Genomic DNA, 14173 nt, shown 5'->3' with positions numbered 1-14173 from the left:
TCTCCTATATCAAGGAATTGGATAAAAGGATGTGCTTATTAGGTAAGTACTAAAAAGATGGATCATCTGAGAGATATCATTTTGTTATAGCTAATATTAGCTCCTTTATAAAATAGACTCTATAAGAGGTTCAAGTTTTTTACTACTTGGTTTGAAGGCATGGTTCTTTACTATATTGCCATCTCTATCAACAAGGACATAGTGCGGATAACCATTAATCATATATTTATCTCTTAACTTTTTCATCCAACTTCCAGGTGTAAAGACATTAATTCCTTCAAGTTGAAATTTTGAATAGGTTTTCTGAAATGACTCTTTTGAATCGGTCATACAGACATTTATTATTTGAAAATTGTCTTCGTACTTTGCCTGAAGCTCACGTTCGTATGGTACTTCCTTTTTGCAGGCAACGCAGCCTGGTGTGTAAAAGTTAAGAAGTACAATTCTACCCCTATGATCTTGAAGGCTATGCAAGTTCTTATTCAAATCTTCCAGATAGAAGGATGGCGCAGTATCTCCACTTTTCAAATTATACTGTGCTAATTCAGAATCTACAGCAACCAGATATTTCACAACACTTGACTCAGGGCCATACATTGAATCTAAATACTCTAATCTTCCTTTTCTTCTATCACGCACAAGGCCTATGTCACTAATAGTCTGAGCAGTAGCAAAAGCTAAAAAATTATCCTCAGTAAGGTCAGTTTTTAACGCAGCCTCAAACATCCTGGTAGATTGACTTAAATCATTAAAAAGTAACTGAACTGAATCACTGATAACATAATTATCACCATATATCAGATAGAAACTATAGAAATTCATAAATGAATAAAAACTAGACACATATTGGTTGTAGGGAGACGTTAAATCTATACTTGATAAAAATTCCAGATCTGCCTTAGATGGCATGTTTGAATTTTCAAGCTTCAAAAAATTTCGATAATTGGGAAGACTTAATTTAGAGTATGCAGTTTTAAAATCAATATTTTTATCTGTCAACAATCTAAACCACTTAGGCAAATCAAGAGTGGTGGTGTCAATTATTTTCCTTTCTACTTTCGATACCGAATCTAGGTTAGAGCAGAACTCAGAATAGGATAACGATTCGTCATTATAAATTTCGCTTCTTCGCGCATCAATTTTCCGCTGAATCTTAGTCTTTGAAAGAAGGTAACGATTAATATTTTGATTGATTCCAGAATAATTAATATCTCCATTTTTTAAATCAATAGATATATGAACAGTGTCGTTAGGGACCGAAAAAAAGGGTATTTGAAGGTCAATTAAATTAAAATCGAATTCTTGAGGCATATTTGTGATAAGCTCCACAATAAGGGTGGTATCACTATTTATATTATATTCGGGGGTCTCCCTTCGCCTTGGATATAATCTTGGAAGATAGCTGAACTTAAAATTCCTTGCTGAAGAAATGTTAAATATCTCTAAAGAAACATATGCTCTAGAATTAAAGTTGATTTCTAATGGAGACTCTATATCAGGTTGGTCACAACTCAATAAACTAATTATAAGTGATAAAACTATAGAGTTTACAAAGGTTGACTTCATATAAATTATTTGCACACAATGATCGAAAGGCTCTTAAGGCTTCTCTTACACTATTCCGTTACACTGCAGATTTAGAGTGAAATATATAAAATTCAACTTATTAATTTAACTATTTCAAGGAAAAACATTGAGAAGACACCATGCATTCACGGGAGGACCGGAAGCCCGACTCTTTGGAAAACCTAATCATAAACCTTAAAAAACACACTACTATCAGCCTCTATTTGGTTATTTACTACGGGAATTAGAAATTGGTCTGATCTGACCAAGACCTTAGATAAATTAAACATACGCTGACGTTCTTCGCTCAATTCTGGCATTTTCAATGTATCGTCTTTGAACGTATACACTTCCAGACAGGAGCAGCGGTCTTCTACATAGCCGTAAACTATTTCTAGTTTTCCATTTTCCTGTAGGTGAATTAAAACATCCTCTTCATATTTAACAGACCTATGTGCTTTTAAGATTATTTCACTCTCACTATGCTCCTGCACTTGGTGAATACCATAACCGACAATAGAAACCAGTAAAAGTACCAGTAGAGGTTGGTACTTCATTTTGTTTCTGCCACTTTGCAATGAATCAATGATTTGAATCAGGTAGTAGAAGGCGAGATAACCGAGAATGATTATGATAATAAACAGAGATGAGTAGATTTCAAATACTCCATTGCAGGCTGAAAAATAAAGAAGGTAAATGATTCCACTTCCCAGCACTACAATAGGTAGAGAACTCCAGTATTTACTCATGGCCAGCCTTTTAATCCCATTTTATCTATAACATCCGCACTTGAAAGCTGCGACGGTCATTAATAGTAAGATAGTCATTTAGAGCTGCTAAAGCAATAGCTCCAGAGGCTGGTAAATACGTAATCTCCGGTTTACTCTTCGGTAAAAATAGTTCTACAATCCTCATCAGATAGTGCTGCATTATATAGTCTTAGGTCGTCTAATTGACCAGTAAATCCGTTGTCATATGCACTATTGAATTCTCTATAAGCACCCATTATAGCTGGCACAGTATCGTATTGCATAATGGTTATATCTTCAAGAACTAGCTGATTTACCTGCTCTCCCTGCACGAACATAGTGAGCGTACTGTTATCTTCTTCCTTAATTAAAATATGCTGCCATTGATTGGCTGTAATAGACGATGAAAGGCTTACCTCGCTATTATTTACAAAGGCTGTAAAATTAACACCATATTCATCTCCTGACCTGGTGGTGGATAAGCTATAACTACGACCCTCAGTAGACCAGTATTTACTAAAAATAGCCCCACCTTCAGCACTACTCTCTTGCTTTACCCAGACTGACAAGGTCCAATCATCAAATTTACCCAGATCGAAAATGGTGTCTGTACCAAAATTGATATAAGCTGCACCATTAAAATAGTAGACACTATCCGTTTCTAAACCGTGATCATTAGCTTGTATGGTGGCTGCAGTAACTTTTCCGTGCGTAGTATCTGAAGCCAAAGATGCTCTCAATTGATTTAGCGCACTTCCATCAAAAGAATAATAAGCCATAAGACCATCAGTGGTTGGTGTCACATCTGCCAGCGTAATTAAAACTGCCATATCTGCTTTCTGAGAAGATTCATCCTGAGCCTCAACCACTAAATTAAATTCTGGGTTGGTTTCATAATCCAGACCACTAGAATCAGCCACTGTAATTACTCCACTTGCAGCCTCAAGGTTAAATATCCCCTGATCATTACCAGATTTGAATGAGAAAGTAACGTTACTTCCAGATGCAGCCACCAGTTTGCCAACATAGGTTCCATTGGCCGCGTTCTCTTCTATTGTAAAGTTTTGATCCACTGTAAATGGACCAGTTATTTCATTATCTCCACAGGCCATAATTGAAATAAATAATACAAAAGCTAACAGAGATCGGAATAAGTTCATGAATGGTTTGGTTTGATTAAATAACATGAGGCTATTAGTGGGTTAAAATTAGAGTTTTATTCATAGATAAGATAAAACGATGCTTAACTTTTAGAAGAAAAAAGAAAAGGGATGATTTCTCACCCCTTTTCTCAGTGGACTATAATATTTACTATTTCTTTATCACTTTACTTGTTATTACTTGATCACGAGTTGAGACCCTTAAAATGTACACTCCTGTTTTTAAAGACCGGACATCTACTGTCTCTCTTCTATTAGAGAATGTTCCATTTAAAACAACCTCTCCACTATAATTCAGTATCTCAAACTGACCTTCTGCCTCGTAGTCATTAATCTGAATATTTATGAAGTCTGAACTAGGGTTTGGATATACATTAACATCCAATCTTGTCTCAATTTCAGACTCTACCATCACCACTTTGGAAAACTCATATTGATCATCATAATCAATTTGCTTTAAGCGATAATAGTATCTGGTGCCTGCTGCCGCCTCTCTATCTTTAAACTCATAGTTATGAACTTGATCCGAAGTACCATTACCAGACACAAAACCTATGTAAACAAAATCCCTGCCATTAATTGATCTCTCAATTTCAAAGCCATAATTATTAAGCTCTGAGGCGGTCTCCCATTCTATCAGCACGAAAGGTTCTTGCCAGTTAGCTTCAAAGCTTACCAACTCTACGGGAAGCGTAGTGTAAATGTTATATAGATAGTCAGGAGCACTACTTTGACCAGAGGTAAAGTCATCTGACCAGTCATTGTTACCATTGCTATCTTCGGCAGCTGTACTCACGCCATCGCCATCATCATCACTATCTATGTAGTTATACAGACCATCATTATCAATATCAACAAGACTGGCTATTTCGCCTGAATTATCTCTATCAAAGGCATCTAAAATACCATCACCGTCTGTATCTGCATTACCCTCAGAGGCACTGAGTGTACGATTGCTATCATCATCCCAGTCCGCTATACCATTAGCGTTGCCATCATGCCCTTCTATAATATCCAGGATACCATCGTTATCAGAGTCAGCATCCAGATAGTTAGGTGTACCGTCTCCATCTGTATCAGGATTAGACAAAGCTGAACCGCCAGAATTTGAATCCACTGAATTGCCCAGTCCGTCACCATCGTCATCTGCAAAGCTATCCAGCACTCCATTTCCATCTACATCTATTCCTCCGGCTTCTGCCAGGTCTGTAATACCGTCATTATCAGAATCTCTATCATAAATATCTGCTAAACCATCGCCATCTGTATCAGGGTTAGACAAAGGTGTGCCGTCAACGTCGTTAGCTAAGCCATCGCTATCTGCATCGTTGGCTTTCACATAAGAGGCAGTGTATTTACCTTGGGTGGTCATGTTAGCGGGTAGCACTCCTTCATTAGCTTCCACTGCATCAACCACACCATCATTATCGCTGTCAAGATCCATGTGATTAGGAATGCCGTCTCCATCATAATCTGCTCTATCATCTACACCATCGTAGTTGAGATCAGTAAATCCGGCAAAATCTGTATCCATGTAGTTAGGAATATTGTCATAGTCAGCATCTCCATCTGGATCAGCGGCATAGGCAGTAACCTCTTGAAGATCAGTGAGACCGTCATTATCGTCATCAAGATCCTGATCATCAGCTATGCCATCATTATCCATATCACTCACGCACTTATTAAAATTATATACTAGCGCATCTATATAAAAAGTGCCCGCTGTTCTTTGAATGAACATGTATCTGGCTCCACCAGCTGGAACAGTATAGTTATAAGTAACATAAGCATTCCCACCAGCATTATCTGTAAAATAAGTATTTCCAGTTAGGTTTAAATATCCATTGTTTATTTGCAAACCGCTAGCTACCAGCATTTGATCACCTGCATCAGTCACAGTATATAATATAACTGTTTCACCAGCAGGTATAAACTCCTGCATATCAATATAAATGTAATCTCCATTTCCAAAAGTACTCACCGTGTTAGTGGTTCCATCGAAATTAGGATTACCCAACATAAAATTAGCAGATGCCACGCCCACGTTAAAAACTACGCTTGAGGCGCTTCCAGAAACAGCTCTCTGCACAGAGCTGCTTCCACAAGGGTTTGATGTCGCCTCAAGGTAGTCACTAATTCCGTTTACCGGATCTAAATCTGCCATTTCATCCTCAGTGGGTATATTATCACCATCATCATCACTATCTCTAAAATCTACTTCTCCAGCCGCATCAGTGTTTTGAACAGCCGCAGCAACGCCACCATTGTCAGCATCAAAAGCATTGTCTAAACCATCTCCATCAGAGTCAATACCAACAGGGCTTCTATCGGCAATACCATCAGAATTGCTATCGTGACCTTCCACTAAGTCAGATACGCCATCGTTATCACTATCAGTATCCTGAAAATCTGGTGTGCCATCAGCATCTGTATCAACAGCACCAAATGCAATTCCTCCATTATCAGCGTCATATGAATTATCTAAGCCATCTCCATCAGTATCAGATCCGGACGGGGCGATATAACCGGCTGTTGATTGCCCTTCTACATTATCTGTGATTCCATCGCCATCGCTATCAGCATCAAGGTAATCTGGCAGGGCATCTCCGTCTATATTAGAATAGCTATCTACTATGCCGTTAGCGTTAGAATAGGTGGCTCCTGCTTCATCAACGTCAAGCATGCCATCACCATCAGAATCTACATCTAAAAAGTCATCTACACCATCACCATCGGTGTCAGTAGATAATGCTACGCCACCAGTGCTAGTGTCTGTATCATTTACCAATCCATCGCCATCACTATCATTAGCAGCCACATAAACTGCTGGGTATTGGCCATTTTCATTCATGTTAGCTGGCAGTACACCACCATTAGCCTCAACAGCATTCACTATTCCATCATTATCATTATCCAGATCCAAATGATTAGGAATACCATCCTGATCGACATCAAAAATATCATTTATACCATCCTGATTGGCATCTACATAAGCGCCTTTTGTAGGGTGCACATAGTCTGTATCTAAATAGTTTTCAATGCCATCTGAATCAGCATCTGCACCTGGATCTACTCCAAAACCTTGATCAACATCAGCAATACCATCATTATTATCATCCTCATCCAGGCTTGAAGGCACACCATCACCATCCATATCATCAGTGGCATATAAATAATCAGGAGTAGGACTTCCTCCTTGTGTAAAATCATTTGAGTAATTCTTATCCGCATCAAAGTCTTCATTCAGGGTAAGAATACCATCATTATCATCGTCGCTATCTCTATAATCTGGCAGACCATCACCATCTGTATTTTGAATTGCAGCAGGAGAACCTCCATTATCAGCATCAAACATATCAGCCAGACCATCGCCGTCAGTATCTATATTATGCTTAAATAGCACAAACTGACCATCGCTATTACCATCATTGGCCTCGAAAATATCCCTTAAACCATCTCCATCAGAATCTCCATCTATAAAGTCATACTTTCCATCACCATCAGTATCTTGTAACACGATAGCTCCGGTGGCATCAGAATCATAGGCATCATCAATACCATCACCATCCGAATCACTGCCTGAAGCCGCACGATATGCCAAACTGTTTTGAGCTTCTACATTATCTAATACACCATCTTTATCTGAATCGATATCTCTATAATCTACCAGACCATCATTATCAGTGTCTGAGATAGACAGGATATTGCCATTAAAAGTAAGATCATAACTATCGTTTAAGCCATCATTATCATAGTCATAAAAATTATCAGCTATGCCATCTCCATCAGCATCTTCTGCCCCAGCCTCTACGGCATCAGTGATACCATCACCATCACTATCTCTATCTAGCATGTCAATTATTCCATCAGCATCAGTATCTGGGAGGGCAAGCGGAGAACCACCATTATCAGCGTCAAAGTCATTCACTATACCATCTCCGTCAGTATCATTAGCCATGGCATAATCTTTTGAAAATCTACCATCAGAAGACATATTTGCCGGCACTACCCCTGCATTGGCCTCTACAGCGTCAGGAATACCATCATTATCAGAATCTCTATCTAAATGATTAGGGATACCGTCTAAATCAGTGTCATAACCATCATGAACACCATCGCCATTGGCGTCTACAAAGGCTGAAAAATCAGGATCCATATAATCAGGAATGTCATCACCATCCTCATCTGCTCCAGGGTCTACACCTCCTACTTCATCGGCATCAGGAATACCGTCATTATCATCATCGGCATCGTCTACATTCAGCACGTGATCATAATCACTATCAGCCCCGCACCAATAAAAATCATGGATACCTATGGTTTGGAAAGTGGCTGGGGTATGGTTATTATAAAGAAAAACCAATGAATCAATGGTTTCAGGAATGGTAATGGTTACATTACCATCAGAAGTGTTATTATCAGCGAAACCAGTACCTAACACGGTGTTATTACCTATGAAAGTATTGGCTGCTGATGTGACTACATCTGAAGCCGACAAGCTCACTAATTTTCCATCTGAGTAACCATTAATAGTTAATGAATCCTGGAAAACTCCCTGATCCACGTCAAAAATAGTAAAACTAAATGAGTAGGTGGGTTTACTGAATTTGAATGTGGCTAAAGCATATTCATTTCGGTTATCTATGGTTTGCTCCCATACTATACTATTAATACCTTGAAGGGTATTAGAAACAGAAAAGCCACTTACGTGTCCATAAATATCTATTGAACTAATACTTAGCTCTACATCACTCACATCATAAGTCTGATTTCGAGGATCGGTACCCAGTGCATAGGTATCCCAGTCAACATCATAAGGAGAAACACAATTTTGCGCTATAGAAACATTAATTAACGCTCCCCACAAAATCATCCCCAACATTACCTTGGTCAAATTAATTTTCATATTTGTGCAGTTTATGAATTTTATTACATCCCATGACAAAGGGAGAACCAAACGGCACAAATACTAATAAGATACTGATTATCAAATAATTAATTAATAATTTAACAGGTAAATATTTTCCATTAAGTGGAAGCTTTCTATGAAATGGATGAAAAAAATGATAAAATGCTCACGTGATTGCTCAGCTAAGGTTTATTCGGTAAATGGACTGTTATGGGCCCATAATAAGCATTAAACCGGTAAAGCATAAAAAAAGGCAACCTCTAGAGGTTGCCTTCCCATATATTCAATTGAAATCTTGCTATTTCAGGTATTCAATTTTATTAATTCGCCATACAAACTTGCTTACTGTGGTTTGCACCACTACCTCATCTCCAACTTCTTTATTGAGAAGGGCCTGCGCCATTGGCGAATCCATAGATATATAATCTTTATTACCAATGAGCTCTTCATATCCCACTATACGAAGGCGCTTTTTCAAACCTTTATCACTCTCAATTTCCACCCAGGCACCAAACATCACTTTGCCATCCTGGTGGGGGTCATAACGTATTACCTTAAAGTCATCTATGCATTTTCGAAGATAAAGCACTCGCCTGTCTATCTCACGAAGTCGTTTTTTATTATAATGATAGTCAGCATTTTCAGATCTATCACCAAGACTGGCAGCCCAGGAAACCTTTCTGGTTGTTTCAGGTCGCTCTACACGCCAAAGATGATCTAACTCAGCCTTTAGCTTCTCTAATCCCTCAGGGGTTATAAGCTGTGATCTTTTCATATTTGGTTAAGGTTTAGCATAAAGAATAGGATTCTTTATCATCATGCAAAAGTGCCTTTGAAATGTAAATAAAACAAAAAAGCCGATCACTTTTCAGTGATCGGCTTCTGCTGTAGTCCGTAGGGGAATCGAACCCTGCTTTTAAAGGATACAACAATAGGTCATCCTTCTACAAAGTGCGTTATTGCGAATTCATAAATAATTTCTGTTCTAATGAGATTTAAAATGAATTCTCATATTGAAATTTTAATTATTTAGCGATACATTGGGCAACGGTATCATTAATGATTTGAGCAATGGAATGCATTTCATTATTAATGAAGAAGTGCCCACCTTTAAAAGTGTGAATATTACAACTACCTGTAGTGTAATCATTCCAGCCATTAATCTGTTCTTCCGTTATATCATCTTGAGTTCCTGTAAATACAGTTATATCAAAATTCATTTTTTTAAAGTCCTCATATTTAATTGTAGTCTCTGAAATTCGAAAGTCATTTCTCAACAATGGCAGAAATAGTTCCATTAATTCTGGGTATTGAAAGAATTCTCGAGGTGTACCACCAAGCAAATGTAATTCTTCTTTAAACTGTTTATCATTCATTTGATGATATATTTTATCCTTTTTCCTTTTCACCTGTATAGCCCCTCGACCGGAAAAAAAAATGTGATTCGGGGATATTACCGACTCATCTTCAAGTCTTTTAGCTAATGCATGTGAAAGTAAGGCCCCCATACTATGTCCTAAGAAAGCGAATTGACTGTAACCTATTTGAGGAATAACAATTTTACAGAGATCATCAATTGCAACGTCCAAATTCTCGTATGGCTTTTCGCCCATCCTCTTTCCCCTCCCAGCCAGCTCTACAGGAATAAAGTCTATCTGCTCTAGCAAAAGTGGTTTTAAACTATCGTAAACACCTGACGAACCCCCAGCATAGGGAAAAGCAAATAATTTTAAATGACTCATAATTTCATTATTCTTTTTATTTTAAAATTCCTGTTTTAATAATATTGTAGAATTGCATTTTATTTCATGGGTTCTGCCTGCTCTGATTAAGGCTTTTGCAAAAACTTGTGTTGAATCTATTATTAGCATATTTTCAACCATTTCTTTCTTTAAGATTAAGGATAATTCGGTACAACCAAGAATAATCGCATCAGCTTTTCTTTCAGAGAAAAAACCCAAAGCCCGATCTAATAAAGACAGCGCCTCTTTGGATATGCTATTAGTATTTGACTTAATCCCAAAATTGCGATCATAAATCATCTTATGAATGAAATTCTCCTGAAATTGTAAGTCTGGAATAACAATCTCATAACCCATATCTTCCAAGATATTCTTATATAATCCCGTTTTGTATGTTCCATTGGTAGTCATCAGTCCTATTCTCCGTACCTGCTTATAATTATCTCTAATGTATTTACACGTTTCTATAGGCATATTTAATAACTGAACTTCACTATTTATTTGTTTAAGTTCTTTTATAATAACATCATATATTTCTGGAGAATAAGACGTATTGCATGCCAATCCTATTATTTTCGCCCCGGCGTACTCAAGTTTAGAAATAACCTCGACTATGCTTTTGGCAGGATTAACCTTTTCTTTTCCTTCCAGAAATGCTGTACGATCAGTAATATCTTTTGGAAAGGACATTAGTATTACAGATAAATGTTGTTGGTCCTCTTTTACGGTAGTATTAGCTAATATTTCATTGAATAATGCTGCTCCTGCCTGGGGTCCCATACCCCCTACAATTCCTATGATTTTATCATCCATGGATTTCCTTTTAAATGATTAGCCTAGTTTCACACTTTACCTTATATTTCATTTTATATCATTCAGGCGTATTGGGAAATTTCCCTCAAAATTAAATTGGAGATTTTAATTAAATTTTCTTCTCTTAATACACTGTAATGATCAGCATCAATAAAATGATGGTCAAATCCCCCTTCAGATAAATCTCTCCATTCCCTCATTCTTCCCTGATTTGAATTCCCTTTTGCTTCCACTGCGATTATTTTGCCTTTTATTTTGCCGCTCACACTATACCCGTCCTGAATTCTGATGTTATTCTTAATGAGATTTTCGAGTCTTTCTAGCTGACTATTTTCAAGATCATGTAACCAGTCTCGCAACTCATTTTTAACTATCTTTTCAAGAGACTGATCACTAACATGTTCAATTTCCTGATAGGGATATCTATCTAGCAATACTAACACTACATTATATCCCAGATCTTCTAATAATTTGGTCATTTCAAAAGCCACAATAGCTCCCATTGAATACCCTATAAGTGAAATATTTCTATCAGGTTTGACTTTTTCAATTAAGGTTACATAGGTTTGTGCCATCTCTTCGATACTTCTGCTAAATGATTCATCATAATCAAAACCTTTATATTGAAATCCATATGCGTTGAAATGCTCATTAAGCAAGAGAGCCAAGGATTTAAATATAGTAGATGATCCAACTATAGGTGGCACAAAAAATGCACTACGATGCTCTTGTTTTATCTCATTTAATCTAATCACCAAATTTTCTTCAGATTGAATATTTTCGATATTTTCAGACAAACTTCTAATCGTTTGATAATGAAATATATCTTTTAAAGCGACATTCTCTTTGAGGACATTTTTTATCTTAGAAATTAGTTTCATTGCATTTATAGAGTTACCCCCCAGCTCGAAAAAACTGCGGGTAACACTGATATCTGCCGCGGGTAACTTTAATACTTCTGACCAAACCTCTACCAACTGACTCTCCAGGGCCGTGGATGCACCTTCATAGTCTGATCCTTCTGTAAGATCTGGGATAGGCAGCGCCCTTTTGTTTACCTTCCCGCTGGAAGTAAGAGGCAAATGTGATAAATGTACATAATGCGGAGGAACCATATAATCAGGTAAAACAGATTGCAAATGACCTCTAAGATCTGATGAGGACACATCTGAGGAGCATACATAGTAAGCCACAAGGTACTTCTCTGACTCTCCCTGTGCTACAACTACTGCACTGTCTATAGATGGATGCAACAGTAGCTGGTGTTCTATCTCGCCTGGCTCTATACGGTAGCCTCGAACTTTAACCTGATCGTCTACACGACCCATAAACTCCAGAACACCGTCTGAACGCCAACGGGCAAGGTCTCCCGTGCGGTACATCCGATCTCCTACTGATCCATAAGGGTTATCTACAAATTTATCCTGTGTGAGAGAAGGGTTGTTTAGGTAGCCCTGTGCAAGCCCCTTCCCTCCAAGGTAAAGCTCTCCGATAGCGCCCTTTGGTAATACCTCCAAATTCAAACCCAATACATAGGCCTGTGTGTTTTGGATAGGTTTGCCTATAGGAAGTTCTGAACGGATTGAAGAACTATCTGTTGCATGGTATTCAATGCTGGTGACAGTTGTCTCGGTAGGTCCATATTCATTATAAAACAAATAGCGCCCTTTATACCGGTTGTAAAGATCTCTTTTGCAGGCCTCTCCTCCGGAAACTACCCTGCGTAAAGTAGGAACTTCACCGATATCAATGCTCTCAAGAAACGACGGTGTAGCATGCAAATGGGTGACCCCATGAGTAATTAAATAACTTTTAAACCTGTCTGACTCTGAAATATCATCTTTACCGATCAGCACCAGCGATGAACCACTTAATAGTGCCAGCCAGATCTGCTCTACGGAAGCATCAAATATTATCGTAGAAAACTGAAGTATACGCTCATCATCAGATATCCCAAAATACTTCTGCTGGTGAGCTATCAGATTTACAATCCCTTCATGACCTATCATAACCCCTTTAGGAGTACCTGTACTGCCTGATGTATAAATAATATAAACCGTATCCGTAACCGATATCCTAACACACGGGGCATTAACAGAAGAATTAAGTATAGAACGGTCATTAATATTCAGCAACGGTATACTACTACCTGACCATGTACCTGTGCTATCTGTAAGTAAAAGAACAGAACCACTCTCAGCAAGCTGATTCAGTATACGTAATTCTGGCTGACTAATATCAACAGGAAGGTAAGTACACCCTGATTTCAGGATACCCAGCATCCCAATTATAAGCTCCGGGCAACGATCAACCATCAACCCGATAATATCTCCGCGAGAAACTCCCTGTACTTCAATCAAATAATTAGCCAGCTGGTTTGAACGAGCATCTAATTCACGGTAGGTCAACTCCTGATCATGATAAACCAAGGATATATGATCCGGTGTAAGAGATACCTGCTCTTCAAATAAGTCCAGAACTGTCTTCTCTGATGAATAATCCACTTCCTCTCCTCTGCTATCTTCAAGCAACTTATCACGCTCTAAAGCTGATAAAATATCTATATCGCTCAAAAGTATATCAGGGTTCGGTATGACCGTAGTGATAATACGATCTATATAACCCATAAAACGATCTATCGTGGAGGGTGAAAATAATGAGGTTTTGTATATCAGATTAATCTCAAATTGTGCCCCCTGATCTACAATAGAAAAATTTAAATCAAACTTGGATATAATTCGGGAACTCGAACCCTCATAAAGAGAAACATCCAAATCTCCCTGAACATCACTAGAAGACTCCTGGTTATGATAGGAGTACATCACATCAAACAAAGGATTACGGTTCACCGATCGGGGTATATGCAGAATATCTACCAACTCTTCATAAGGATAAACCTGATGCGCAAAGCCCGATAATGAAACGCTTTTTACATGCTCCAGAAAAGAACGGAAGCTTCCAGAACCTTCAACATGATGACGTAATGGCAAGGTGTTAACAAACAAGCCAACAACATCTTCAAGATCTGCATGATGACGACCCGCTACAGGAGTACCTACTACTATATCTGACTGATTACATAATTTGCTCAGAAAAATATTCAGTAACGACAAAAACGTCATGAACATAGTAGCTTCACTCCCTTCTGATAACTTGCGTAGGCCGATACTCAAATCTTCACTTAATATATAACTGCGTAAACCTCCTGCATAGCTCATCTCTTCTGGACGTGAA

General features: G+C 38.0%; 8 protein-coding genes (1 of these 8 only partly in view). All 8 read right to left on the bottom strand.

Going from position 1 to position 14173, the window contains the following annotated elements; translation table 11 throughout:
- Positions 1–105 precede the first annotated feature (105 nt).
- Positions 106–1566, bottom strand: coding sequence for a TlpA family protein disulfide reductase (locus tag LVD16_RS11120; RefSeq protein WP_233774015.1), 1461 nt, complete (start codon positions 1564–1566; stop codon positions 106–108).
- Positions 1567–1748: 182 nt separating this feature from the next.
- Positions 1749–2315 (bottom strand): hypothetical protein, encoded by a 567-nt coding sequence (locus LVD16_RS11115; protein ID WP_233774014.1) that lies wholly within the window; start codon positions 2313–2315, stop codon positions 1749–1751.
- Between the two features lie 131 nt (positions 2316–2446).
- Positions 2447–3475, bottom strand: a complete 1029-nt coding sequence (locus tag LVD16_RS11110) for a LamG-like jellyroll fold domain-containing protein (protein ID WP_233774013.1) — start codon at positions 3473–3475, stop codon at positions 2447–2449.
- A 151-nt stretch (positions 3476–3626) separates the two neighbouring features.
- Positions 3627–8381 carry a T9SS type A sorting domain-containing protein gene (locus LVD16_RS11105; RefSeq protein ID WP_233774012.1) on the bottom strand — a complete coding sequence of 1585 codons (4755 nt, stop codon included), beginning with the start codon at positions 8379–8381 and terminating at the stop codon, positions 3627–3629.
- Positions 8382–8682: 301 nt separating this feature from the next.
- Entirely contained in the window at positions 8683–9159 is a 477-nt protein-coding gene (greB, locus tag LVD16_RS11100; protein WP_233774011.1) for a transcription elongation factor GreB, read from the bottom strand.
- A 250-nt stretch (positions 9160–9409) separates the two neighbouring features.
- A complete protein-coding gene (locus LVD16_RS11095; RefSeq protein WP_233774010.1) occupies positions 9410–10126 on the bottom strand; it encodes a thioesterase II family protein in 717 nt (238 codons plus the stop codon).
- Between the two features lie 21 nt (positions 10127–10147).
- The gene (locus tag LVD16_RS11090) at positions 10148–10939 is read right to left on the bottom strand and encodes an aspartate/glutamate racemase family protein (RefSeq protein WP_233774009.1); all 792 of its coding nucleotides are present in this window, start codon (positions 10937–10939) and stop codon (positions 10148–10150) included.
- A gap of 62 nt (positions 10940–11001) precedes the next feature.
- Positions 11002–14173 carry the 3' end of a non-ribosomal peptide synthase/polyketide synthase gene (locus LVD16_RS11085; RefSeq protein WP_233774008.1) on the bottom strand. 16256 nt of this gene lie beyond the right edge of the window, so 3172 of the gene's 19428 nt are visible here — the last part of the coding sequence; its start codon lies off the right edge, out of view; the stop codon is at positions 11002–11004.

The organism is Fulvivirga ligni (assembly GCF_021389935.1).
Lineage (GTDB): Bacteria > Bacteroidota > Bacteroidia > Cytophagales > Cyclobacteriaceae > Fulvivirga > Fulvivirga ligni.
Note: the sequence above shows the minus strand (reverse complement) of the source record. Positions and strands in the feature narration are given on the sequence as shown.

What these genes read in the sequence shown, in the direction of transcription:
- LVD16_RS11120 (WP_233774015.1), bottom strand. Translation starts at nt 1,566, where the DNA reads ATGAAGTCAACCTTTGTAAACTCTATAGTTTTATCACTTATAATTAGT.
- LVD16_RS11115 (WP_233774014.1), bottom strand. Translation starts at nt 2,315, where the DNA reads ATGAGTAAATACTGGAGTTCTCTACCTATTGTAGTGCTGGGAAGTGGA.
- LVD16_RS11110 (WP_233774013.1), bottom strand. Translation starts at nt 3,475, where the DNA reads ATGAACTTATTCCGATCTCTGTTAGCTTTTGTATTATTTATTTCAATT.
- LVD16_RS11105 (WP_233774012.1), bottom strand. Translation starts at nt 8,381, where the DNA reads ATGAAAATTAATTTGACCAAGGTAATGTTGGGGATGATTTTGTGGGGA.
- greB (WP_233774011.1), bottom strand. Translation starts at nt 9,159, where the DNA reads ATGAAAAGATCACAGCTTATAACCCCTGAGGGATTAGAGAAGCTAAAG.
- LVD16_RS11095 (WP_233774010.1), bottom strand. Translation starts at nt 10,126, where the DNA reads ATGAGTCATTTAAAATTATTTGCTTTTCCCTATGCTGGGGGTTCGTCA.
- LVD16_RS11090 (WP_233774009.1), bottom strand. Translation starts at nt 10,939, where the DNA reads ATGGATGATAAAATCATAGGAATTGTAGGGGGTATGGGACCCCAGGCA.